This is a genomic window from Chakrabartyella piscis, assembly GCA_030067835.1.
Taxonomy (GTDB): Bacteria; Bacillota; Clostridia; order Lachnospirales; family Anaerotignaceae; genus Chakrabartyella; species Chakrabartyella piscis.
This window is the reverse complement of record CP092441.1, coordinates 3,111,363-3,136,462: the sequence shown is the minus strand read 5'-3', so window position 1 is coordinate 3,136,462 and position 25,100 is coordinate 3,111,363. Positions and strand designations below refer to the sequence as shown.

Annotated in this window: 25 protein-coding genes, 1 tRNA gene and 3 pseudogenes; 17 read left to right on the top strand and 12 right to left on the bottom strand. The window is 37.6% G+C overall.

The features are described from left to right. From MJY40_RS14380 to MJY40_RS14355, 6 genes are all read left to right on the top strand, one after another. Complete coding sequence (locus MJY40_RS14380) at positions 1–471, top strand: methylated-DNA--[protein]-cysteine S-methyltransferase (protein ID WP_317854868.1); 471 nt, start codon at positions 1–3, stop codon at positions 469–471. Between the two features lie 14 nt (positions 472–485). Beyond that, a complete protein-coding gene (locus MJY40_RS14375; protein WP_317854867.1) occupies positions 486–1,127 on the top strand; it encodes a GNAT family N-acetyltransferase in 642 nt (213 codons plus the stop codon). A gap of 569 nt (positions 1,128–1,696) precedes the next feature. Beyond that, positions 1,697–2,554 carry a diadenylate cyclase CdaA gene (cdaA, locus tag MJY40_RS14370; protein ID WP_317854866.1) on the top strand — a complete coding sequence of 286 codons (858 nt, stop codon included), beginning with the start codon at positions 1,697–1,699 and terminating at the stop codon, positions 2,552–2,554. Beyond that, entirely contained in the window at positions 2,551–3,864 is a 1,314-nt protein-coding gene (locus MJY40_RS14365; protein ID WP_317854865.1) for a CdaR family protein, read from the top strand. Before cdaA ends, MJY40_RS14365 begins: the two co-directional genes overlap by 4 nt. Before the next feature lie 182 nt (positions 3,865–4,046). Further along, complete coding sequence (gene glmM / locus MJY40_RS14360; protein WP_317854864.1) at positions 4,047–5,396, top strand: phosphoglucosamine mutase; 1,350 nt, start codon at positions 4,047–4,049, stop codon at positions 5,394–5,396. Positions 5,397–5,654: 258 nt separating this feature from the next. Beyond that, positions 5,655–5,729: transfer RNA gene (locus tag MJY40_RS14355), tRNA-Arg, on the top strand. A 236-nt stretch (positions 5,730–5,965) separates the two neighbouring features. Here MJY40_RS14355 and MJY40_RS14350 read toward each other — a convergent pair. The 4 genes from MJY40_RS14350 to MJY40_RS14335 all read right to left on the bottom strand — a co-directional run bounded on the left by MJY40_RS14350 (position 5,966) and on the right by MJY40_RS14335 (position 8,495). Further along, complete coding sequence (locus MJY40_RS14350; RefSeq protein ID WP_317854863.1) at positions 5,966–7,336, bottom strand: tyrosine-type recombinase/integrase; 1,371 nt, start codon at positions 7,334–7,336, stop codon at positions 5,966–5,968. Then, positions 7,329–7,781 carry a helix-turn-helix domain-containing protein gene (locus MJY40_RS14345; protein WP_317854862.1) on the bottom strand — a complete coding sequence of 151 codons (453 nt, stop codon included), beginning with the start codon at positions 7,779–7,781 and terminating at the stop codon, positions 7,329–7,331. The genes MJY40_RS14350 and MJY40_RS14345 overlap by 8 nt, the downstream gene beginning before the upstream one ends. 130 nt (positions 7,782–7,911) lie before the next feature. Then, the gene (locus MJY40_RS14340) at positions 7,912–8,130 is read right to left on the bottom strand and encodes a helix-turn-helix domain-containing protein (RefSeq protein WP_317854861.1); all 219 of its coding nucleotides are present in this window, start codon (positions 8,128–8,130) and stop codon (positions 7,912–7,914) included. Next, entirely contained in the window at positions 8,127–8,495 is a 369-nt protein-coding gene (locus tag MJY40_RS14335; RefSeq protein ID WP_317854860.1) for a type II toxin-antitoxin system PemK/MazF family toxin, read from the bottom strand. The genes MJY40_RS14340 and MJY40_RS14335 overlap by 4 nt, the downstream gene beginning before the upstream one ends. A gap of 782 nt (positions 8,496–9,277) precedes the next feature. Here MJY40_RS14335 and MJY40_RS14330 point away from each other — a divergent pair. From MJY40_RS14330 to MJY40_RS14280, 11 genes and pseudogenes are all read left to right on the top strand, one after another. After that, positions 9,278–10,389, top strand: a protein-coding gene (locus MJY40_RS14330) for an IS3 family transposase (RefSeq protein WP_317853734.1) whose coding sequence is annotated in 2 segments (ribosomal slippage) — positions 9,278–9,530 and positions 9,530–10,389 — 1,113 coding nt in all. Because the reading frame shifts where the segments join, the coding sequence is not laid out codon by codon here. Between the two features lie 382 nt (positions 10,390–10,771). Beyond that, positions 10,772–11,188, top strand: coding sequence for a hypothetical protein (locus MJY40_RS14325; protein ID WP_317854859.1), 417 nt, complete (start codon positions 10,772–10,774; stop codon positions 11,186–11,188). Between the two features lie 310 nt (positions 11,189–11,498). Beyond that, a complete protein-coding gene (locus MJY40_RS14320; RefSeq protein WP_317854858.1) occupies positions 11,499–11,675 on the top strand; it encodes a transposon-encoded TnpW family protein in 177 nt (58 codons plus the stop codon). Positions 11,676–11,735: 60 nt separating this feature from the next. Beyond that, positions 11,736–12,383, top strand: a complete 648-nt coding sequence (locus MJY40_RS14315; RefSeq protein ID WP_317854857.1) for a DNA topoisomerase — start codon at positions 11,736–11,738, stop codon at positions 12,381–12,383. 88 nt (positions 12,384–12,471) lie between these two features. Further along, entirely contained in the window at positions 12,472–13,074 is a 603-nt protein-coding gene (locus MJY40_RS14310; RefSeq protein ID WP_317854856.1) for a hypothetical protein, read from the top strand. 61 nt (positions 13,075–13,135) lie between these two features. Continuing rightward, positions 13,136–15,649 (top strand): annotated as a pseudogene (locus MJY40_RS14305) (YodL domain-containing protein); the annotation flags it as partial. A gap of 2 nt (positions 15,650–15,651) precedes the next feature. Continuing rightward, positions 15,652–15,870, top strand: coding sequence for a transposon-transfer assisting family protein (locus MJY40_RS14300; protein WP_317854854.1), 219 nt, complete (start codon positions 15,652–15,654; stop codon positions 15,868–15,870). Between the two features lie 75 nt (positions 15,871–15,945). Then, a complete protein-coding gene (locus MJY40_RS14295; protein ID WP_317854853.1) occupies positions 15,946–16,248 on the top strand; it encodes a type II toxin-antitoxin system RelB/DinJ family antitoxin in 303 nt (100 codons plus the stop codon). Beyond that, positions 16,245–16,556: a type II toxin-antitoxin system RelE/ParE family toxin gene (locus MJY40_RS14290; protein WP_317854852.1), complete on the top strand. Its 312-nt coding sequence runs from the start codon at positions 16,245–16,247 to the stop codon at positions 16,554–16,556. The genes MJY40_RS14295 and MJY40_RS14290 overlap by 4 nt, the downstream gene beginning before the upstream one ends. Before the next feature lie 334 nt (positions 16,557–16,890). Further along, positions 16,891–17,850, top strand: coding sequence for a DUF2971 domain-containing protein (locus MJY40_RS14285; protein WP_317854851.1), 960 nt, complete (start codon positions 16,891–16,893; stop codon positions 17,848–17,850). A 116-nt stretch (positions 17,851–17,966) separates the two neighbouring features. Continuing rightward, positions 17,967–18,740: a hypothetical protein gene (locus tag MJY40_RS14280; RefSeq protein ID WP_317854850.1), complete on the top strand. Its 774-nt coding sequence runs from the start codon at positions 17,967–17,969 to the stop codon at positions 18,738–18,740. Here MJY40_RS14280 and MJY40_RS14275 read toward each other — a convergent pair. From MJY40_RS14275 to MJY40_RS14240, 8 genes and pseudogenes are all read right to left on the bottom strand, one after another. Beyond that, a protein-coding gene (locus MJY40_RS14275; protein ID WP_317853734.1) for an IS3 family transposase occupies positions 18,701–19,812 on the bottom strand; the annotation gives its coding sequence in 2 pieces (ribosomal slippage) (positions 18,701–19,560 and positions 19,560–19,812; 1,113 coding nt in all). The genes MJY40_RS14280 and MJY40_RS14275 overlap by 40 nt on opposite strands. A gap of 75 nt (positions 19,813–19,887) precedes the next feature. Next, positions 19,888–20,481: pseudogene (locus MJY40_RS14270) on the bottom strand (recombinase family protein); the annotation flags it as partial. A 175-nt stretch (positions 20,482–20,656) separates the two neighbouring features. Then, positions 20,657–21,121, bottom strand: a pseudogene (locus MJY40_RS14265) (type IV secretory system conjugative DNA transfer family protein); the annotation flags it as partial. A 16-nt stretch (positions 21,122–21,137) separates the two neighbouring features. Then, complete coding sequence (locus tag MJY40_RS14260; protein ID WP_317854849.1) at positions 21,138–21,320, bottom strand: transposon-encoded TnpW family protein; 183 nt, start codon at positions 21,318–21,320, stop codon at positions 21,138–21,140. A gap of 70 nt (positions 21,321–21,390) precedes the next feature. Continuing rightward, positions 21,391–22,230: an ATP-binding protein gene (locus MJY40_RS14255; RefSeq protein ID WP_317854848.1), complete on the bottom strand. Its 840-nt coding sequence runs from the start codon at positions 22,228–22,230 to the stop codon at positions 21,391–21,393. A 19-nt stretch (positions 22,231–22,249) separates the two neighbouring features. Next, positions 22,250–23,017, bottom strand: coding sequence for a phage replisome organizer N-terminal domain-containing protein (locus MJY40_RS14250; RefSeq protein ID WP_317854847.1), 768 nt, complete (start codon positions 23,015–23,017; stop codon positions 22,250–22,252). Positions 23,018–23,095: 78 nt separating this feature from the next. Further along, positions 23,096–23,677, bottom strand: a complete 582-nt coding sequence (locus MJY40_RS14245; RefSeq protein WP_317854846.1) for an OB-fold protein — start codon at positions 23,675–23,677, stop codon at positions 23,096–23,098. Between the two features lie 255 nt (positions 23,678–23,932). Next, entirely contained in the window at positions 23,933–24,991 is a 1,059-nt protein-coding gene (locus tag MJY40_RS14240; protein WP_317854549.1) for an IS30 family transposase, read from the bottom strand. Positions 24,992–25,100: the final 109 nt, after the last annotated feature.

Here is a 25,100-nt window from a genome sequence, read left to right as displayed (position 1 = left end):
ATGGAATTTGGCATGTATTTGGAATCACCAGTGGGTAGATTGTTGCTTGTGGAAGAAGATGGATATTTGACCTATGTATCCTTGCACAAAGAACCATCAGAAACAATGATATTTGCAGAAACTCCATTGCTTTTGGAAACCAAACAACAATTGGAAGACTATTTTATAGGAAAACGCAAAGACTTTGATTTGCCTATGAATCCAAAGGGGACTCAGTTCCAGAAAAAAGTTTGGAATGCGCTTATGGAAATCCCCTATGGCAAAACTGTAAGCTATGGTGAAATTGCAAAAATTGCAGGTTCTCCAAAGGGTGCTAGAGCTGTTGGGATGGCAAATCATGTGAATCCCATTGTGGTTGTGGTACCTTGTCATCGTGTCATTGGCTCCAATGGAAAATTGGTGGGCTATGGCGGTGGTGTGGATAAGAAGGTCTATTTGCTGGACTTGGAAGAAACACATATGGATGCGTAAAATAGGAGGAATCTATGTTAGATAAATCTATGCCAAAATACAATATCATCATGAAAATGGATTGGGATTTGGTGCAACAAGTGCAACCTTCCAAATTACCAGAGGGCTATACCATACGTCCATTTCAAACTGGTGATGAAGTCCATTGGGCAAAAATTGAAGTTTCTGTTTTGGAATTTGCCACAGAAGCAATTGCAGTGAACTATTTCAAAGAAGTGTTCTTATCCCATAAGGAAGAATTGGAGAAACGTTGTCTGTTCTTATGTAACCCAGAAGGTATACCAGTGGCAACTGCCAATGCTTGGCGGGTAGAAGGTGAATTGGGACACCAAGCTGCTTTGCAATGGGTGGCATTGATGCCAGAATACCAAGGTCTTGGCTTGGGACGTGCTATTGTCAGTGCAGCCATGTCATTGTATCCAACATATGAAGTGGGTTTGCCTGTGTATCTGCATACCCAAACCTGGAGCCATGTTGCAGTTGGCTTGTATGATTCATTGGGCTTTGTGGTGCTGAAAGAAGAACGAGTTGGACGCTTGAACCCTTCAGTAACAGGGGATTTGGTGTATTCCAATGAATATGAGATTGCAATGACAACCCTAGACGGTATTATGGATAAAATTGCCTATGAATCTGTAAAAAAACGTGCAAGATAACATCTTTTTCTAACACTTTTCATAAGTTTGTGGTATAATATATTGACGAAAAGCCGAGAATATCCAGCACTCTACGAGTGCTTGGATACATTTGCTACGCAAATAATGGTACAATAGAACCAATACTTACGCACAAGTGCGACGATTGCTTCTTTTGCACCACGCATTCTCCGCTTTTATGGTATAATGAGTTGATTGTAAAGCCGAGAATATCCAGCACTCTACGAGTGCTTGGATACATTTGCTACGCAAATAATGGTACAATAGAACCAATACTTACGCACAAGTGTGACGATTGCTTCTTTTGCACCACGCATTCTCCGCTTTTATGGTATAATGAGTTGATTGTAAAGCCGAGAATATCCAGCACTCTACGAGTGCTTGGATACATTTGCTACGCAAATAATGGTACAATAGAACCAATACTTACGCACAAGTGCGACGATTGCTTCTTTTGCACCACGCATTCTCCGCTTTTATGGTATACCATATCAGTGAATGTATGCTGTAGGGAACAGTCTTGACTGTTCCGTTTGATTTGGAGCTTAAAAACAGAAAGGAAGTGAACTATGGAAGTGCTGGAAAGCTTATTTGGCAATTTAGGAGTCACAGAATTTGTACGCCCTTCTGTAGATTTTACAGATTTATTGGATATACTCATCGTTGCTTATATGATTTATAAAATCATCTTTTGGATCAAAGAAACACGTGCTTGGGTGCTGTTCAAAGGGATTTTTATGATCTTTGTTTTGGCAGCTGTGGCAACGATTTTCAAACTGAATACCATTCTTTGGATTTTGACCAACACCATTTCTGTTGGGATCATTGCAGTCATTGTTGTGTTCCAACCAGAGCTTCGAAAAGCCCTTGAAGAAATTGGTAAAGGTAAGATTTTCTCATCTTTCATTCGTACAGGTGACGAAGAAGGTGGCGATAAGGTCAATACCAGAACTGTGGAAGAAATCATCAAAGCTTGTGAAAAAATGGGTCCTGTGAAAACTGGTGCCTTGATTTTGATTGAACAAGAAGTGCCTCTTGGGGACTTGGAACGCACAGGAATTCCCATTGATGCTTTGGTTTCTAGCCAACTCATCATCAATATCTTTGAACACAATACACCACTTCATGATGGAGCTGTCATCATCAGGAGAAATCGTGTTGCAGCAGCAACTTGTTTCTTACCTCTAACCGATAGCGATACCATCAGCATGGAATTGGGAACCAGACATAGAGCAGCCATTGGTGCCAGTGAAGTATCTGATGCCTATGTAATCGTGGTTTCAGAAGAAACAGGTGGCATTTCCCTTGCAAGAGGTGGCGTTTTGTATCGAAACTTAACAATGGAACAATTGCGTAGTATGATTTCGCCAACGAAAACAGAAGGCAAGAAAAAATTGAACCTTTGGAAAGGATGGCAGGATAAATGAAGAAATTCCAAGAATTACTGATGAAGGATTTGGGATGGAAGCTGTTGTCTATTGCCATTGCGGCAATCATGTGGGTGTTGGTCATCAATGTGACACAACCTGTAGATAACCGAACCTATTCCAAAACCATACGTTTTACAAATGTAGAAGCATTGTCTGATCGTGGTTTGACGGTTTCCAATGCAGAAGATATCGAAAATGAAAAAGTAGATGTGCAAATCGAAGCAACCAGAACTTCTTTGGATCGTTTGAATAGTTCTTTGGACTGGTTGAGCATCACTGTGGATTTATCTCCTTTGGCAGGTGCTTTGGAGGGTGATGAAGTGACATTGCCTGTAGACATTGCCATGACGGGGATTTATTCTGGCTATAATGTTGTCAGCAAATCACCAGCAACTGTGGATGTTTTGGTGGAAAAACTATCCAGCAAAGAATTGCCAGTGCAAATTGCAGTCAATGGCGACTTGTCCAGCGATAATATCTATTCTACGCCAGAAATTGACTTCCCTAATATCTTTGTACAAGGGGCATCTTCTGCTGTGGATCAGGTGGATTACTTGCAAGCAACCATAAATGCAAATGATATTTCCAACGAAACGAAGATACGAACAATTGTTGTGGCATATGATGCAGAAGGTGTTCCTGTGAAGGGTGTTACTTTGTCTGTATCAGAAGTTACCGTTTCCTATCATGTATATGGCTCGAAACGAATTCCAATTCATGTGGATACCATAGGTGAAGTGGCAGATGGCTATGAATTGCGTGGTACATCACAAACACCATTGACTTTGGAAATTATGGGTGCATATGATGATTTGATGGGCATTTCTTCCTTGCAATTGGAACCTGTGGATGTAACAGATGCCAGTGAAGATGTGGAAAGAGAATATTACTTGTCAGAAGTATTGCCAGCAGGCATTTATCCAAGAAATGCAGATGATGTGTCTGTCCATGTCACTGCCAGCATCCAAAGCATTCAAAGCAAAGCTGTGACTTTGTTGCCCAGTCAAATTGCCATAACAGGCGAAGAAAATGGCTATGTGTATGAATTGTTGGATTATGCACAACTCACCATCCAAGGTGGCGAAGAATATATGGATGATTTGGACGAAACCAAGTTGACAGGCAGTGTGGATGTCAGTGGTTTATCTGAAGGGGAACATCGTGTGTTGATCAATTTGAGTGTACCAATAGGCTTGGAAGCAAGCGATGCCTATATTGAAGTTTTGGTTAGCTTGGAATCTGCGGAAGAAGAAACACCAGAAGAATCAGAAGAAGAAACAACAGAAGAATTGGAAGCGGTGGCATAGTAGGGGACGATGCCCACATCGTACCGAAATTACACATCTTTGTCATTCAGAGGAGCAATGCGACGAAGAATCTTATCCTTTGATAGACAACGAAACATATAATCATGCATTTAATATTTGTAGGGGCGGATTCCATATCCGCCCGTAATATTGGAAATAAATCGATTTTGGAGGAAATAAAAATGGGAAAATTGTTTGGCACAGATGGTGTGCGTGGCGTTGCCAATAAAGAATTGACAGGTGAATTGGCATACCAATTGGGACGTGCAGGTGCTTATGTTTTGACGAAGGGAACCCATCATGCACCACGCATTTTGGTGGCAATGGACACAAGAGTCAGTGGCGATATGTTGGAGTCTGCTTTGGTGGCAGGGATTTGTTCTGTAGGAGCACATGCAGTCATTGCAGGTGTCATTCCAACACCAGCAGTTGCATACTTGGTGCGTAAATATCGCTTGGATGCAGGTGTTATGATTTCTGCGTCACACAATCCAGTGGAATATAATGGTATCAAATTCTTCAACGGTGAAGGTTATAAATTGAGCGATGCATTGGAAGAAGAAATTGAAGAAATTGTTTTGAGTCGACAAGAAGTGTTGCCAGTTCCAACAGGTTCTGCAATTGGCACAAAAGGCTATGCAGAAGATGCAGTTGACGATTATCTTGCATTTTTACGTACCACAACAGACCAAAAATTTGGTGGTTTGAAGGTGGCTTTGGACTGTGCAAATGGTGCGTCTTATAAAGTGGCACCCATTGCAATGTTGGATTTGAACGCAGATATCTGTATCATCCATAACGATCCAGATGGTAGCAATATCAATGAAAAATGCGGTTCCACACATATGGAAGATTTGGTGAAATTGGTAAAAGAACACAAAGCAGATGTTGGTTTTGCCTTTGATGGCGATGCAGACCGTTGTTTGGCTATAGATGAAAATGGAGAAATGATTGATGGTGATCAAATCTTGGCAGTTTGTGGCTTGGATATGAAAAACCATGGTCAATTGCAAAAAGATACCATTGTTGGAACGGTTATGTCCAATTTGGGCTTCAATTTGATGTGCAAAGAACACAATTTGAACCTAGAGCAAACTGGTGTTGGCGATCGCTATGTTTTGGAAAAAATGATGCAAGAAGGATATAACCTTGGTGGTGAGCAGTCTGGTCATGTGATTTTCTTGGATCACAATACCACAGGTGATGGGGTTTTGACAGCAATCCAATTCTTGTCTGTTATGAAACGTACAGGCAAAAAAGCATCTGAATTGGCAGGAGTTATGGAAGTGTTGCCACAAGTTTTGGTGAATGCACGTGTCAATAACGAAAAGAAAAACGATTATATGGAAGTGGATGAAGTCAGACGTGCTATTTTGGCATTGGAAGAAAAATTCTCTGCTGATGGTCGAGTTTTGATTCGTACTTCAGGTACAGAACCACTTGTGCGTGTCATGATTGAAGGCAAAGATAAAGAAAAAATGCAGAAAGAAGCAGAAAAATTGGCAGCTTTCATCGAAGCAAAATTACAATAACAAATTGATGTAATCATTACAACACCAAAAATGCACTTGTAGGGGTGAACCTATGTGTTCGCCCGTTTGTGTTTCCGTAGCTCAGTAGGATAGAGCAACCGCCTCCTAAGGTCTTGAACAACCTAGCACTTTTTGGTACAATAGGAGAAGCCAAAAACAAGATTTGCCCCCATAGTTAAACGGATATAACCCACCCCTCCTAAGGGGGTGTTACAACAACCACTTTTGCCCCCTTAGCAGGTTATTAAAATTAAATATGCCCACATCGTATAAGGGATAGTACAAGGTCCTCCTAAGACTTAAATGTAGGTTCGAGTCCTACTGTGGGTGCCATAAAACCTAGTGTTTAAGCCATTTTCGATGGTTTTTCGCTTTTAATATATGACACTATGTAAAAATTAAAGTGTGCTGATTTTTTTGTTCAGCACACTTTTTTTGACCTTTTTTCTTGCTAACAGAAATCTTGAAATTAGCTTGTTTTTGCTAACAAAATTTGCTTTCTGCTAACAAGATTTTATAGAAATCTTATACCTGCTAACAAACTTGCTAACAACAGGTGATGGTTACTATTACGAATTGTTCTTTGCTGATAAAGTTTTAAGTAATATTTCAGCAAGCTCTGGCGATTGGTTGATAAGTTCAAGGAGTTGTTTGCTTCTATCATCTAAGATAGTTTCAGTAGTAGGTGTTTTGTCTGATTGCCCATAGAAAGCATTTTGTAATTTCTGTGCATTCTTGCATCTATCCTCATCTACAATGTGAGAGTAAACATCTGTTACCATGTTGATTTGAGAGTGACCTGTATCGCCCTGCACAGCCTTTATATCGCCGCCATTGAGTTTTAACTTGTAGGTTACACTTGTATGTCTAAGTGAATGAAAAACCACTTTAGGAAGATTGTGTTCACGAATGAGTTTTCCAAATGCACGATTGACGATTTGTCCCTCGATTGGTCGTCCATCGGAAGAACAAATGACGAGATTGTAATTTTTATACTCATTGCCTAAAAGGTCTTTGAGTTCCTCTTGTTCTTTCTTTAAGATAAGGAGCATCTCTGCCACTGTCTTTGGAATGTATACTCGACGTACAGAGCTTTGTGTTTTTGGTGTTTTTAAAACCAAGACCGTAGATCCTGCCGGTTTGAAGCAAGGGAATTGAAGTTTTACGTCTTTGCCATCTAGTTCATTCATAGCTGACCTGTCTACTCGTTGTAATTCTTTATCAACAAATAGATATGCACTACCATCGGCAATACTTTCGTCGCTGATATTGATACAATCCCATGTGAGAGCCAAAAGCTCGCCCATACGCAAAGAACAAGAGAAGGCAAGGTTAATGCAAAGTTTCAGCCTTTCGTCATCACACTTTTCAAGTGCTTCAAACAGAATATCAGAAGTCCATATATCTCTTATGTTTTTTTCGACAGATGGTAAAGTTGCTTTTTCTACAGGATTTCTGAGCATAAGCTCCCATTTTACAGCTTGATTGAAAGCTGAACGGAGTATTTTATGTAGTTCACGAATTGTGCTAGGGGTAACCATAATATCTTTCTCTTTTTGGTATGCTCTGGCAACAGCTTTTACCTTGAGCATATTGAGGTAGTATTGTTCCATTGCCTTAGGAGTGCATTCTTCTAATTTTAAATCACCGATAAATGGATTGATGTAGTTATCAATTAAGCTTTTGTTGGTATTGTAGGTGGACAATGCCCATTTGTTCACACCATATATTGTTACATAGTCATATAGCAGCTCTTGGACAGTTTTACAGTTTGGGGTGACAAAGGTGTTTGTTGAAATTTGGTATTCAATTTCACTCTTTCTCTTTTTTGCTTCAGCATTGGTGCTAAAGGTTTCCCATTTTTGTTTTTCCACTCCGTTATCATCAATGTATCTGTAGACAACAGAATACTTGCTTTTTCTTTTAATAATACTAGCCATTGATTATGTCCTCCTTATCTATTAAATAGTCTTGTGCGTGGAACCACGCATCAAAGCTGTCTTTCATAATGCGAATGTGATTATTTACGATAACAGTTTCAAATGTGCTTACCTTTATCATTTCATAAGAGCTTGTTTTGTTCATGCCGAGCATTGCTCGTACCTCTGGAACAGAATAGCTTTTTTTGTTGTCTTGTAGAAATTTAGGTAGTTCATAGTATTCTGGCAATTCGACTTCTGGGTGGTTTTGCTCTACCCACAGGTGAAAAGTCTTAATAGGTATCAACTTCTTACGCACTGCTCTTATAACAGGAAACTGGTTTTTATCGAGTAGGCGATATGTACTACGCATGGATATGCCTAATATCCTGCTAATGTCTGGAATGTTATAGACCATTGATTGCACATTCGTGTACTTTGGGTAATATATAAATTCATTCTTCATGGAATGGTTCCTCCTGTATGTATTTGGGATTGCTTAAGTGTTTCGTCATGACTTGTGCTTATTGTAAATTGAAAATGCGAAACAAGCAAAGGTGTCGATTGCTTGCTCCGCACACTTGACAAAACGGAATTTATAGTCCCAACCATTCATCAAAACCTTTTTTCGGAACCAAGACTCTATGACCTACTTTTACGGAATGGAATTGACGAGATTTAATGAGCTTATAGGTAGTAGAAAGTCCAATGCCTAAAATATCTTGAATTTCATCTACTGTGTATACTTTTTTCTTTTCTTCAAAGGTTGGTAAAACATTCTGTGGTTCTAAAACTTCATTTACTATGTTAGTCATTTTCTACACCTCCCATCTACTCCTAAGCTGACTTTAATTGCTTGATTACAAAGACCTATTACAGTAGGTTCGCTGATTGTTCCAACGAAGTCCAACAGTTCACACTTGTCAATCGTTCTTATCTGCTCAAACATAATCATTGAATTTTTTGGTAAGCCAAATCGTTCGCCGATTAGTAAGTGCGTTGGCTGATTTACCTTTTTGATTATGGTGGTTATAACTGCAACAATTAAAGTGGGACTATTGTTGTTGCCTGTTTGGTTTTGGATAATTACCACTGGGCGAACACCACCTTGTACTGAGCCTTTCACTGGATCTAAATCACAGTAATAAATATCCCCACGATGTACTTTTTTCTTTTTCATATAGCACCTCTTTCTTCTATACAAATATGTTTTTTATTTTTAGAACAAAAGGATATGACAGAGGAAAAGCTCCCTCTGTCACATAGTTTTCATCCTAAAACTTTTAAAGTTTTAAGTTCGTTTTGTTATGTTGTTGTATTTGTCCTCGACCTCCCCAACAAGGGAATACCACGAACTGTCTTTGGTTAGACATCACAGGATTTCAACCTCTTTGCGTTAGCACAAGCCTTACCCATTGCCTGCGACGGTTTTATCTCGCTCGGACTATGGCGATAAGGGAGTATCATTATTACGTTCTGGCTTTATGGCAATCAAACGACACCACATCATTTGTTTAGGCACTCTGTTTTTCGCTCGCTGTCTAAGTTCATTGCAATTTTCAACATAAAATTCTAGTGCTTGTTTAAAATTGAAAGCTACCTAGAGAGGTCGTGGCGACATAAGCCTTGTTGCTACACCAAAACGGAAGGTATCCGTGGTACTGGTATTCACTTGTCAAAGGTCACGAAAGAGTTTGTTTAATTACCCTTTCACCTTACAACCTACAAAACATGAGCAAAAGTTAACCTAAATTGAAAAACTTTTTTGCAATTTCTTGAATTTGTTTTACATACTTGCTTACAAGAGGTTTACTTATCTTGTTGCTTCGTGCATATTCAGCAGCAGATATGCCTTTCAACATACAGTTTTCAAAGATGTCACGTTGGAATGGCTATACTTAACTAGACAGAAAAGATAAGGTCATGTAAAATAAAACTAATATAAAATAAGGAGATGATTACATGACTAAAAAACGACAACGAAGAGAATTTACAGAAGAATTTAAACAGCAGATGGTTCAATTATATAACAACGGAAAATCGAAAGCAGATATCAATCGTGAATACGATTTAACACCATCGGCACTGAATCGCTGGATACAGCGTTACAATGCTACTGGTTCTACAAAAGAAGCTGATAATCGCACACCAGAAGAAGCTGAACTCATCAAACTTCGTAAAGAGCTACAACAGCTACGAATGGAAAATGACATACTAAAGCAAGCGGCGCTGATATTCGGACGAAAGTAATTGTAATTCGAGCAAATCGACACAAATACTCTATATCAGCCATGTGTAAATGCCTTGAAATCAGCAGGAGTACCTACTATTACGAGGCTTCGTCCAAGAAAGATGATACGGAATTAGAACAAGAAATTGAACGGATTTTTTATGAAAATAAAGAAGTCTACGGAAGTCGTAAAATGAAAAAAGAGCTGAAGAAGTTGGGCAAACAGGTTTCTAGACGCAGAATTTGCCGCATTATGAAACGTTTAGGGCTAATTTCGGTCTATACCGTTGCCAAGTTCAAACCACAAAAGCAACAATGCAATGAGTCGCCAGTAAAAAACGAACTAGCTCGTCAATTTGATAACCAGCCTCCCAATGCAGTAATTGTTGGGGATTTGACGTATGTTCGAGTGAACTATAAATGGAACTATGTTTGTATCTTAATTGATTTATTCAACCGAGAAATCGTTGGATTTAGTGCAGGACTTCACAAAAATGCTCAGTTGGTATATGATGCTTTTGCAACAATCAAAGGGAATTTATCTGAAATCGAGCTGTTCCATACCGATCGCGGCAGCGAGTTTAAAAACTATCTCATTGATGAAATGTTAGATGTGTTTCAGATCAAACGATCCCTCAGCATGAAGGGCTGCCCCTATGATAATGCAGTTGCAGAAGCCAATTTCAAGGTATTCAAAACAGAATTTGTTCGAGGACGAAATTTCGTCAGTTTGGAGCAATTGAAGTTAGAACTTGCAGACTATGTGCATTGGTTCAATAACATACGTTTGCATGGCTCTTTGGATTATAGAACACCAGCCGAATATCGGGTACTGACCTTATAAAAATTGTCCAAAAAAGTGTTGACATTCCAATCGTCAATGAATACTTTCTCAATTTGCGTGATGGTGGTGTACCATTAAAGCCTAAATTGTGGGAGAAAGAAAAAGCTAAAATGCAAAAAGATGTTACCCTTTGTGAGTGGAAAATGAAAGCCTTTAAGGACGAATTAAGCCGAGCAGAGAATATCAAAAAGGTATTGGAACAGCTCGCACTACAACAGCCTACCATTGCCCCAAAGAAAGAGCTTGACAGATGATACTTTTTACCATTGAATTTGTCGGAATAAAGTGGTATAATATGTTTTACAGAGGTTATTTTGCTAACCTCGAAAGACGAAAAACACGGTTGATACCGTGAAATTTATATAATTGGAGGTGGGGTAAAGTGAGCAGAAAAAAGAAAATGATTGCTACCATAGCTATATTATTTGCAATAGTGCTAATATTGATAGTAAAACCTTGGACGAGCAAGCCATATGAAGATACTACAGTAGAAGATATAGTTTCTGTTACAGTTAAACTCAATAGTGGAACAAGTTCAGTAGATTTAGAAGAACATCAGATAGTAGGTTTATTGGATTTACTACAACAATTGCCACTATACCATAGAATGATGCCTGTGCCTTCTAGTGGTGGGATTTCTGGTTATTCTATAATTATGGTAGATAAAACGGAAATTGATATAGTTCCAGCTGGTGAATGGATATCTATTAATGGAATTAGATACAAGACCGAATATGATTTAAGTGAACAAATCGACCAATTCGCTCACAATATTTTAGATACTAGATTTTCCGAATGAAATGAGCAAAACCCTTGCACCACATATTTTGACAGGTACGAATAAAATCTGAATAACAGCACCAACGGACGGATCATAAATGACTCGTCCGTTTTTCTATCGTCTTGTCACGCAATAGGAACACAATGAGCCTTGCTATATTGAGCCTATAAACCTTGTTTTTAGCTACAAGGGTAAATCCTCTCAATCCCCTCTAAAATCGTCCTCTGATGTGTGACAGCGAGCCTACAACAACATACTGAACAGCTATGGAAGCACTTATTGACTAAAATCAATAGGTGCTTTTTTGCATTTTGAAGAAAGGAACAATATGGAAAATCAAACACAGACCAAAGAAACAACAACAAGCAACAGTTTTACCAAACAAATCGGCAAGACAACCTATTTTGTCAATGTGCATTTCAGTGAAACAAGCAAAGAAACATTACAAGATAAAATGGAACGACTTATCAAAAACGAGTGTGTAAACCTTGAAAATCAAAAATAAGCATAGATTTTTCTTAAATACCCTTGACAAAACGCAACCGATGACACTTTGCTTTCTGCTATGGAAAATGCAAACAATGCCTTAGAAGATACCCAGCGTAAAGGCATTGGCACTCCTGCCACTCGTGCAGGCATTATGGAAAAGCTAATTAAAACTGGTTTAGTTGAACGTAAAGGCGATAAGAAAGTGAAGCGATTTATCCCTACACACAAAGGCATTGCCCTTATTACTGTTTTACCAGAAGCGATCCAATCACCACTGCTTACTGCCGAATGGGAAGAAAAACTAAAGCTCATTGAAACTGGCAAGTTATCGTCACAGGCTTTTTTAGATGACATTACCGATATGACATCATCTTTAGTAAAAACCTACGAGTGCGTCAAAGACTCTGATACTCTTTTTCCAAAAGATAATGTAGGCGAAAGTGTTGGCATCTGCCTTCGATGTGGTGGCACAGTGCTAGAAAACAAGAAAGGCTTTTGTTGTAGCAATAAGGCTTGTGGCTTTGCTATCTGGAAAGAAAGTAAGTTCTTCACAGCAAAGAAAAAGACCATGACAAAATCACTGGTCAAAGAGCTTATCAAAAATGGTAAGGTAACACTAAAAGGCTGCTACTCTGCAAAAACTGGTAAGAAGTATGATTGTGTTGTGCTTCTTGATGATACTGGTGGGAAGTATGTGAACTTTAAGATGAAATTTGGGAAGTAAGGGTTATTTTGGGTAGTTTGCGAATGGATTTTTTTACCTTTCTATAGTAATATTGATATATTAAATCTTTTACAAGGAGGTTCTGCATATGACTAACCATGAAATAATGAAGCATTTTTCCTTTTCTCAAGCAGTACTTAATTTAAACTATAGAGATTTGGAACAATTTCATAAAAAATTTGATGATCCTGTATTTTGCTTGCATATAACTTCAAAAAATGATGGAATTAACTTTTTTCATTGGAACAGCTTGCGTTATGTCATGAATTATATGTCTGCATGGTATGCAATAAAATCTCTCTTGCAAGCTCAAATGAAACCAAACCACTTAGGTGTTACTGATGAGTTCAGAACTGATTATCAAAAAAAGATTCAAAGTGTATATGTATCAAATGAATTATGTAGATTTTTTGAAGATTGTCGTAATGTATTTATCCATGAAGGAATACCATTTGCCAGCATGAACCTAAGTTTTGGACAAGAAGTTTCATTAAAACTTCTTGTAGATGTAAACCAATTAAAGCAAAGCACTTATTTCAAAAAAGGCACTAAATATGTTGAAGGATTAGAATCTGTAGATTTTTATGAAATATGCAAGGAGCATTACTCCATAAATAAGGAATTTTATAAATGGTTCAACGATAATATAAAATGGGAACATTTAAAACCAAGAGAAACTACTGCAAAGTAATCTCCAACCACTTCTTCGGAGGTGGTTTTTTCACGCCCAAAATCACGAAAGGAGTTAACCTATGGCTGAAAACGAAGTAAAACAATCGCCCAAAGAGCGATTAAAAGAAATTACCGATAGCATCGAAACTGGCATTAAAGATATGTTTGAAAGTGAAAAGTACCAATCCTACTTGCGTACCATGAGCCGCTTTCATAAGTATAGCTTTAACAACAAAATGCTGATTTCTATGCAAAATCCAAACGCAACACTGGTTGCAGGCTATAACAAATGGAAAGACCAGTTTTCTCGCAATGTAAAGAAAGGTGAAAAAGGCATCAAAATCATTGCACCTACACCATTCAAAGTAAAAGAAGAAAGAGAGAAACTCGATCCACTAACAAAGGCACCACTTTTAGATGCCAATGGAAAAATTGAATTAGAAGAAGTTGAAAGACAGATACCAATGTTTCGTGTGGTATCTGTCTTTGACGTTTCTCAGACCGAGGGGAAAGAAATCCCCTCTTTGGTCAGTTCTCTTGATGGCAGTGTGGAACAGTATGAAATCTTTATCGAAGCTCTGAAACGCACTTCTACTGTTCCTATCAAATTCGCAGCTTTATCAGATGATACTGATGGCTACTACCATTTACAAGATAAGACCATCACTATTCGTGAGGGAATGAGCGAAGTGCAAACTATCTCTGCCATTGTCCATGAGATGGCACATTCCAGATTGCATGACTATGAGCTACAAAAGTTAGAACAACAAGGCGAAGATGCACCACCCATTGAAAAGAAAAATCGAAACACCGAAGAAGTTGAAGCTGAAAGTATTAGCTTTGCTGTTTGTAGTTATTATGGTATTGAAACTGGTGCCAATTCCTTTGGCTATATTGCAAACTGGAGCAAAGATAAAGAATTAAGTGAGCTAAAAGCATCTCTTGAAACTATTGGCACTACTTCTTCTGCTCTTATTACTTCTTTGGATAAACACTTTGCTGAAATTACACAAGAAAAAGAAAAGGAGGTCGTACCTGCTATGTCAAAAGCTGAGGAACTTGCAACAAGAATTGATGCGTATTTATCCGACATTGACCACTATGAATATCAAGATACTGTTTCTTCCAAAGAGGAACATCTTGCCGAACTTGTCGGTTATCTTGAAAGTGGCGATACCAATGCCATGAAAGAATATATCTCAGACCAAATTTCAGAAAACCACCTAGACACAGATGTTATACAACTGATGAATGATATTCATTCCTATGAATTTATGAATTATCCTAGAGAGCTTGCTTATAAAATAGATGATAAGTATTTTACTATCCAAGATTGCAATGAGGGTTTTGATTACTCTTTCTTTGATAGCGAATTTAACCTCTTAGATGGTGGTGTTTACGATGATATTGAAATCAATATCTATCAAGCAATCCACGAACTAACAGAACCAGAAAAAGGCTTTGCATTATGGGGAGCTGAAAATGTAACGCAGGTAAATTATAATGAGCTAATGGAAAATGTAGATAAGGTGGAAATGGCAAAAATCGAAAGTGCAAAAGCTGAATTTACCGAGCCAGAACACCACGTTGATGAAACACTAGGTTATCCCATGCCAGATCCAAACCTATCCAGAGAAGATGCTGTGTCCTTTGGTTACACAGCTGAAGAACTACTGCCACTTACAAAAGAACGAGCATATGAATTATTCCAAGAGGATTTAACTATCTATCTGCTTTATCCAGATAACACCGAAGCAATGGCTTTTGACATTGAAGAACTAGATAGCCATGCAGGATACTTTGGTATTGAAAAAACAGATTGGGAAAACTTCTATGAGTACAAGGAAATGAAAGAATTGGAATTTTTCTTGCCAGAGCAACGAGAGAAAGATTTTCTTGCAGCCAATGCAGACTCTTTTGCCATCTACCAATTAAAAGGTGGCGAAGAATATCGTCATTATCATTTTACAGGAGCAACAGAACTTGAAAAGTTAGGTCTTGAAATTGATCGTAATAACTACAACTTAGTCTACACCGATGAACTGCAAAATGTATCTTCCATCCATGAAGCCTTAGATGCTTTGTACTATGATTTCAATCAAGAAAGACCAGATGATTTTGTGGGACACTCTCTTTCTGTTAGCGACATCGTTGCCATTAAGATGAATGGTGTTGTATCATCTCATTATGTAGACTCCTTTGGTTTCAAAGAGGTGGAACACTTTACACAGCAAGCTCTTGTACCAGATGATTTTCTTACTGGTGATAAAATCCAAACTCCTAGAGGTAGTTTCTCTTTTACTTCTATGACGATGGAGCAAATGCAAGACAGTGGATATGGTGTTCATCACAACTCAAACGATGGCAAGTATGCCATTATGGGCAATGGCACACGAGCTTTCGCAGTTAGCACAGAAAATCCATTGAAAAATGCAGAATTGCAGACAGAACAAAACTTCAATATGATTGATGGCATAATCAACAATGAAGATAAAGCAAAGAAATCAGTTCTTGCAGAGCTAAAGGCTACTACTCCTACCGAACACAAAAAAGAAAAAACAGCACCGAAAAAAGATGCAGAAATGGAGCGATAAGTATGAATTTCACAGTAGAAGAAACAAACCTTATGTGCATTTATGGCACAGATTCCAGAACTGAGCTAATCCACGACCTTGAAGAAATGCAAACGCATTTGCAAAGCGATGAAGTGGAGCTAATGGAACTTACAAAGACTACCCTAGCCAAACTTCACAATATGAGCGATGATGATTTTGAAAAGGTGCAGTACGAACTGGTGGCAGATTTTAATGAATAATTTACAAATTTGTATTGCTATTGTCCTGTCAAATGAGTATAATATAAGTATATTAGTTTGAAAGGAGTTTTTTATATGGCAAAATCAGCAAATTTATATGCAAGAATTGAACCAGATGTAAAAGAACAAGCAGAAATGATTTTATCTACACTTGGCATCCCTGCATCAAATGCAATCAATATATTCTATAAACAAATTATTCTGCAAAGAGGTTTGCCGTTTGAAGTGAAAATGCCACCACATCCTCTTGATATGGGAAGAATGACAGAAGCAGAGTTTGATCGTGCCATTCAAAAAGGTTTGAGTAGCATTGAAAACGGAAATGTTGAGCCTGCAACAAAAGTTTTTGCAGATATGCGTAAGGAATTTGATCTATGAAATATACAGTAGAAATTTCAAAAGAAGCAAAAGAAGATTTATATATGATTTATAGATATATCGCATATGAATTATTGGCAAAAGAAACTGCACTTCATCAGATAGAACGAATAGAAAAAGGCATTTTATCTCTTGATGAAATGCCAGAAAGACATCGTATTTATGATGCTTCAAAATGGCAAGATTTACGAATGCTCCCTGTTGATAACTATTGTATTTTTTATATAGTGAATCATAATGCAGGAAAAGTAAACATCGCTCGTGTTCTGTATGGCAAACGGGATTTTGATACAGTGTTTGGTGAATAGCAGGAAAAATCACAAAAGTTCAAGCACTTCTTCGGAAGTGCTTTTCTCATACCCAAAACCAGAAATAAAATTGATATAGAAACTGGAAAGTTTTCTGGTTGAGTAGAAATCAATGTAACGGTGATAGAGGCGTGATAGATGGTATGACGAATTTTGAGTAAGCATTTGCTTATTTGTTTGGAAGAATGGTATCTTAATATTAAAATTATAGCTTTGTAAGTTGTATTTGTGATATAATTTATATACCAACCTACAAATATTATGGTTACTTTTAGGATGAAAGCAAAATTTTTAAATTAGACAAGCTATTTATCTTATGAGAAAGGGTGTTTATATGAGTTTGTTATATCATTATGGTAGCAACCAGAAGTGTTTTGGTATTTTAAATGATAAGGCTATTAGAATGAGTGATATCCGAAAGAGTAATGATTATGAGGAATTGATTTTATTATATCCTGACATTTTTGAAGAGATTTTCATGCTGTATGAAAAATCCCCTTTTGAATTTAGGTATGAAAACAAAAATGGAGGTAGTGCATTATTAGAACTTATTGATAGTACTCGGTATATGATAGACAAGCAACTTGAGTCTGAGGAGTTTACCAATTTTGTTGTATGTTTTAGTGAACTACCGGATTTATTGAGTCAGTGGCGTGGATATGCAGGTAATGGACAGGGTATTTCGATTGGTTTCTCTAAAAAACTTATACAGAAAAAATGTAGTGAAAGCAATAGCGTGTTTAGACTTGAAAAGGTTGAATATATAACCGAAAGGGAAAGAGAAGAAATAGTAGGAAAATATGCTATTGAAGCAATAGAAATGCTTTGTGACCTTAGAGAGTGGATCGTAGAAAATATGACGCATGATGATAGCTCATCAGAAACTGATAATTTAATAATGTTTAATTTTCAAGGATGGATAGAAAGTGTATTAATAGAATCCCTAAAGTATAAAAAAATAGGATTTAAAGAAGAAAAGGAATGGAGATTATTTTTAAACACTCAGGCATATAAGAATCCTAAGTGGGTTGTAGGGGAAGTTCAAGAAATGAAAGGTCCTAATGGATTTTCTGCAACCATATCACTTCTAAGGAATAAAATATGTTTCAATATTTCTGAAAATAATATTTCGCCTTATTTTTCATTAAAGTTATCAGAATTTGGAGCAAATGTTGTTAAAGAGATTTGGATAGGTCCTAAAAGTCAAATCTCAAGTCAAGATTTACACCTATATTTAGAGCAAAATAATTACAAAGATGTAAAATTATTATTTTCGCAAACGTCTTTTCGTTAATATGAAAATACTTATATACAAAGTAAGTACACAACCGCAAGCCAAGTAACACGGTAACCCTAAGCACTTCTTCGGAAGTGCTTTTTTCATACCCGAAAACAGAAAGGAGAACCAATATGGCAATTAAAAAAGAACTACTTGCTGATTTATTTGAACAAACTGCCAAGCAAGTTACCAGTAGTCTTGCTGATTGGACAGTTTTTTTAACCACAGTTGGCAAGCTCTACAAGTATCCATTCCATGAGCAACTTATGATTTATGCTCAAAACCCTACTGCTACTGCCTGTGCTGAATATGGTTTATGGAATAACACCATGAACCGATATGTAAAAAGAGGTACCAATGGCATTGCACTCATTGATCCAAGCAGCGACCGAGGACAGATTAAATATGTTTTCGATGTAGCTGACACTGGTGGCAAGGAAAATGCCAGAAAGCCATTTCTTTGGGAAATGCACGAACATCACGAAAGACCTATCCTTGAAATGCTCCAAGATAAATTTGATGTAGAAAGCGACAGCCTGCACGAAGCAATCGATACCGTTGCACTTGATTTGGCAAAAGAGTATTATAACGATAACAAAAGCGATATAGCCTATTTTATCGAAGATAGTTTCCTTGAAGAACTGGATGACGATAACATTCGCATGACTTTTGAAAATGCTTTATCCGTAAGTATCGCCTATACCATTATGAAACGAATGGGCATTGATACCGAGGATCACTTCACCCACGAAGATTTTTTGCCGATTTTCGATTTCAACACAACACCTACTGTAAGTTTTTTAGGTGCAGCAATCAGCAAACAAAGTGAACAGGTGTGGAATGTCAACACTTTTTTGGACAATTTTTATAAGGTCAGTACCCGATATTCGGCTGGTGTTCTATAATCCAAAGAGCCATGCAAACGTATGTTATTGAACCAATGCACATAGTCTGCAAGTTCTAACTTCAATTGCTCCAAACTGACGAAATTTCGTCCTCGAACAAATTCTGTTTTGAATACCTTGAAATTGGCTTCTGCAACTGCATTATCATAGGGGCAGCCCTTCATGCTGAGGGATCGTTTGATCTGAAACACATCTAACATTTCATCAATGAGATAGTTTTTAAACTCGCTGCCTCGATCCGTATGGAACAACTCGATTTCAGATAAATTCCCTTTGATTGTTGCAAAAGCATCATATACCAACTGAGCATTTTTGTGAAGTCCTGCACTAAATCCAACGATTTCTCGGTTGAATAAATCAATTAAGATACAAACATAGTTCCATTTATAGTTCACTCGAACATACGTCAAATCCCCAACAATTACTGCATTGGGAGGCTGGTTATCAAATTGACGAGCTAGTTCGTTTTTTACTGGCGACTCATTGCATTGTTGCTTTTGTGGTTTGAACTTGGCAACGGTATAGACCGAAATTAGCCCTAAACGTTTCATAATGCGGCAAATTCTGCGTCTAGAAACCTGTTTGCCCAACTTCTTCAGCTCTTTTTTCATTTTACGACTTCCGTAGACTTCTTTATTTTCATAAAAAATCCGTTCAATTTCTTGTTCTAATTCCGTATCATCTTTCTTGGACGAAGCCTCGTAATAGTAGGTACTCCTGCTGATTTCAAGGCATTTACACATGGCTGATATAGAGTATTTGTGTCGATTTGCTCGAATTACAATTACTTTCGTCCGAATATCAGCGCCGCTTGCTTTAGTATGTCATTTTCCATTCGTAGCTGTTGTAGCTCTTTACGAAGTTTGATGAGTTCAGCTTCTTCTGGTGTGCGATTATCAGCTTCTTTTGTAGAACCAGTAGCATTGTAACGCTGTATCCAGCGATTCAGTGCCGATGGTGTTAAATCGTATTCACGATTGATATCTGCTTTCGATTTTCCGTTGTTATATAATTGAACCATCTGCTGTTTAAATTCTTCTGTAAATTCTCTTCGTTGTCGTTTTTTAGTCATGTAATCATCTCCTTATTTTATATTAGTTTTATTTTACATGACCTTATCTTTTCTGTCTAGTTAAGTATAGCCATTCCATGGACCTTTTCCCTCTAAAGTCATTTGAAATATTCGCTTTACTATCGGTGCAGCGACTTCATCAATAATGAGCTTATGCTTGTCATTTGGGTCTTTTAAATATCCATAGGGGATAGCACTTGATACCCTTTTACCACTTTTGCCTTTTGCTTGAAATACAGAGCGAATTTTTCGACTTGCATCCCTTGCATAAAACTCATTCATTACGTTTCTAAAGGGGGTGAAATCGTCCTCACCCTTAAAGCTATCTACATTGTCATTGATGGCAATAAGCCTTACACCTCGTTGTCGTAACAACTCCATATACTGTCCAACTTGCAGATAATCACGACCAATTCGGCTCATATCTTTTAGGCAGACAGTTTTAACATTACCTTGCTCAATTTCTTCTAGCAAATCCAAAAAAGCAGGTCTATCAAAACGAGTACCACTAAAGCCATCATCAGTGAAGTGACGAATGTTATCAAATCCATTTTTTAAAGTATAATCTTCAAGCATTTGCTTTTGATTGGAGATAGAATTACTTTCGCCTTGCTGTTCATCGTCACGAGATAGTCGCTCATACAGTGCAGTAATTTGCGTGTTCAAGATGTGTTCTCCTTTCTGTTACGCACTTCGTCATACCAACGAGAGAAGTACTGGTCTTGTTCTTCTTGGGATAGAAGATACCAACAAGTACACTCTTTGCGTAACCATTCTCTAAAATCATCCATAAATAGCACTTCCTTTCTGCCATTTTCGTGGCTATTCTTGTTTGTAATTGATTAAGATTACTATTACAGTTTATATCCCCTGCACTTAACTTGTATTTTTTATATTGCCTTACAGCAAAGTGTTGTGGTTCTTTTTCAGCCAGCTTATCAAACATCAAGTCTACTGGATTTTTGAAATCTTCATCATCTTCACGCACTTCACTGGCATTGATAAATTCAATAAGTGTGTTGAAGTTTTGTTCTTCCACAGGTGCTTCATACCAGATATATCCAATGAGTGCAGTATAGAGTAGTGTTTCAGCTTTTACCCAGAAGTCGTCACCACCCTTGCCATCACCTTTGGTATTGGCAATGAGTGTAGTTACCAGTTTCAAAATATCCTTTTCACTTCGGATATAAGCAAAGGGATTGTACTTCATGGACTTGTTGAAGTTGATGGTATTTAACACTTTGATTTTATATCCTTCTTTTTCTAGCAGCTTGCCACACTCGACTAAGATAGAGCCTTTAGGAAGCGTTTTGTCAAGACCGAGTTTATAAATATCTTTGTTTTTCCAAATCATTTATGATAAGCCTTTCAATTTTATCCTCAATGGTTTCTTTACTTGTCTTGCTAAAGTGTACACCGACCACATAAGTTGTTTTGCCGATTTTGTGGGTAAATGTTCCTTGTGGGTCAGTAGTTTCTACTGCGTTATTTGTTGCTTGTTCTGTCATATTAGTTTGCTCCTTTCAAAAATGGGTACAAAAAAATGGCTCTTACTGATTTTATAGTCAATAAAAGCCATTAGCCTAAGATTTCTTTTAGTTTATTCAATTTTTCATCTGCCTTGTCCTTGCGTTTACTCTCACCCTCGAAGAAGATAGGCACGCACATCTCTAGCACTCGGTCGTATATGCGTCTGTAATCGGTCTGTACACCTTTGTCTTGCATTTCTGATAGAGATAGGTTAGTTGTCACGATTAAGGGCTTAGAAGCGATATAACGGCTGTCTATGACGTTGTAAATCTGTTCTAGGGCAAATGAAGTATCTCGTTCCATTCCAAAATCATCAATGATAAGTAAGCTGTTGCGATTTAATCTTTGAATATATTCGTTTTTATCTATTTTCAAGTTCATCATATCAGCAAGGATAGTTCCAAAGTTCGTAACGCATACGGATATTTCCTTGTCGATCAGTGCATTGGCAATGCACCCAGCGACAAAACTTTTGCCAGTACCAATATTTCCCCATAGTAGCATACCGACATTGTTTGCCTTGATATGCTCGAAATTAGAAACATATCCTTTTGCAATATCAATCTGTTTGCTTTGGGTGGTGTCATTGTCAAAAATCCACTCCAATATCTTTTTATCTCTGATACCTTGCGAACGAAGTCTGTCTACTGTCTGATAATGCTTTCTTAAATCCTCTTGTCTGCGTTCTTCCTCTATTTCTTTGGAACGACACTCACAAGGAATAGGCACTGTATTTCTCCCATCAATAAATGGCTTGTCAAATCGTTTTTGCTTGGGTGTATGGCATTTACCACAATACATAAGGCTGTCAACCTCGTTCAGATAGTCCGTAGGCTCGCTATTTGCCTTTTCTATGCCATTTACTACGGTTTTAATATATTTCTCCATTTTTCAATACTCCTTTCCGTTATAGGCTCTTATTTTCGTCATATTCATAGGTGCGTGGTGTGTTATGAGTACCTTTGTTCTTTTCGCTATCTTCCTTTGCCCATTTGCGTATGGTGGCGATATGGCTGTTGTAGGTCTTGCCAGTGCTTGCCATATATTCGCTTAATTTCTCAATGTATTTTTGATAGAGTGAGGGAAGTTCTGTTTTTAGTTGCTCCAGTTCTTCATCTGTTAGAGATATATTTTGATATTGTCCTAAAAAGTGGGTGGGGAAAGCATCTTTACTCTCACTCTCTATACTCTTATCTCTAATCTCTATACTCTTATCTCTATACTCTGGTGGACGATTTGGGGACATTTTCGGACAATGCTCGGACATTTGTCCACCCTTGTCACTTATTAAAAGGCTATTTTCCTTGAGTTTTACTCGTTCTTTTTGTTTTCGTTCGGCTTCTGTTGATGACTTACCGATTAGCAATTGAATGTTTGTCATATACAAAGTTCCGTCTGCAAGTTCTTCTACTAGGTTTAACTGTGTAAAAATTTGTAATGCTTTTTCTACTGTGCCTACTTGGTGGTTAGTGAGTGTTGCTATCATTTGTGGAGTGTAAGCTATGCCTTGTGATAGTAATAATTGCCCCTCGTGTTTGAGCGATAGAAGATACATTTTTAGTAAAATATTTGAGAATAGAAAGCCGTCTTTAATATCTTCAAGCAAAATGATTGTTTCATCTCTGAAGAAGTCCTCTTTAAATTTGAGGAAGTAATATTTTTTGTTAGTTGCCATTATCTGCTCCTTTCGTTTTGGGGCATGAAAAAAGGACGAATCATTTGATCCGTCCTTTTATGGGTTATAAATTATTACCTATTCTATTGTGTGAATATCTAAAGAATATCCCATTATTTCTCCGACTTCGCTTATTTGACCACTTAGAACAACTATATCATCTGTAGACATTTCCATAACTTGATTTAATTGTTCTTCATTTTCAATGTAGCATTGAACACCTAAAAATGCCCACTCATCATTAACAGGTAACAATGATATATATTTACCATCACTATCGATAGTTCCTAGTCGACCTGTAATTTTCAAATGTTTTTCATTATAAGTATTTTCTGCTTTAAGAGCATTGCCATCTAATGTTTCCATCAGATCATCTACACTCACTTCTTCATAAGTGATAACTGGTTCGTCACTTACTTCTGGCGTTTGCTCTTGTGTACCTTGTTGTTGTGCTTGTTCTGTAGATGCTTGACCACTTGTACTATCCTCTGAATCACCCATACTGCCAATTGCTCCTACTACAATAAAAACACAAAGAACTATAAACCAAACTCTTTTATAAAATGGTTTTTTATTCTTCGCCCCGCAACTAGGACAAGACTTTGCATTTGTTGCGATTTCCTTTCCGCAAGATTTACATTCCATTAGCTTTGATTTCATTTTATACCCTCCTATAAAACAATTTTATGTAAAGAAAGGTACACCTTTTCTATATTGGTCAAACATAGGAATACACCTTGGCAAAACGATAAAATAGGTATAAAAAGCAAAAAACACCCCTTGATGGGTGCTTAATATACAAATATTTTATCTAAAATTAAGGTGTACCTTGTTTTACAATATAACTTAACAAATATAGTATACTACTTTTTTTTGAAAATTGCAATAACAAATTGAACACTTTTGAAATAAAGTTTACTGCTTGGTTCTTCTATAAATTTGATCAAGCTGATCTTCAAATAATTCTTCTGGTGTGTAATATCCCAATCTCTTTGTTGGGGTTGCGTTGATTTCATCCGAAAACGCCAAGATTTGCTCGGGAGAAAATTTTGTGATAGAGGTGGATTTTGGAATGAATTTACGCAAAACACGATTTGACCGCTCATTCACCGGACGCTCCCAAGAAGAATATGGATGGGCAAAATAAACCTCGCTACCTAGATTCTCGAAGTCTGAAAAACTGGCAAATTCACTTCCGTTATCTGTGGTAATGCTACGAAACACTTGATTGAATTTGTCTCCAAACTGTTGATGGAGCTGTTTCATTGCAGAGGCAACTCCGTCAGCGGTTTTTTCATCAATACGCAGGGTAATATAGTAACCCGTCAGCCGTTCAACAATGCTGAAAACGGCTGCTTCGCCCTTCTTTTTTTGACCCAAAACGGTATCAGATTCCCAGTGACCAAAGGTGTTTCTGAGGACAACTTCAAGAGGACGTTCTTCTATACTTTTTCCGTATAAACGCTTAGAAATACGGGGTTTTCCCTGTGGTCGACGTGTCAATATTTCTGGAAGGTCGAATAAAGAGAGGGGCAATTCTCCGCTTCTCAATCGGTTGTAGAGTGTTTTGGTACATGGAATGGTGTCTGGAGGAAATAACCCAAGCAACCTTGCACGACCCACGCAAGAATCAAACGACCTTTTGTGTTCTTTCACTTGCTTTACCAACCAAGAAATAAACTGCGAATCCTGAAATGACTTCTTAGGACGACGACAACGGCTCCGATTTTCTTTGTAAACGGTAGCGCCTCTCTTTGCAGAGTAAGTAGGCTTTCTCCCACGACCGGAGTAAGCTGGCGTGCCTCTTTCCAACTCATATCCTATTGTGGAAGGGCTACAATTCAGCTCACCAGCGATTGCTCTATTAGAGTAACCCAGTTTGTGTAGGTGTTGGATTGCTCCACGCTCTTCCGCTCCTAAGTGTTGCCCCTTCTTGCGTTCTACTGGATTTGTGCTATAATTGGTATTGTCCATAGTATTTGGCTCCTTCTCTTAGAATCTTGTGTGGTAACTTTATTCTAACAGAAAATCCATTCACTGTGGACTTTTTTATGTGTTCAATTTGATTATACAATTAACCTAC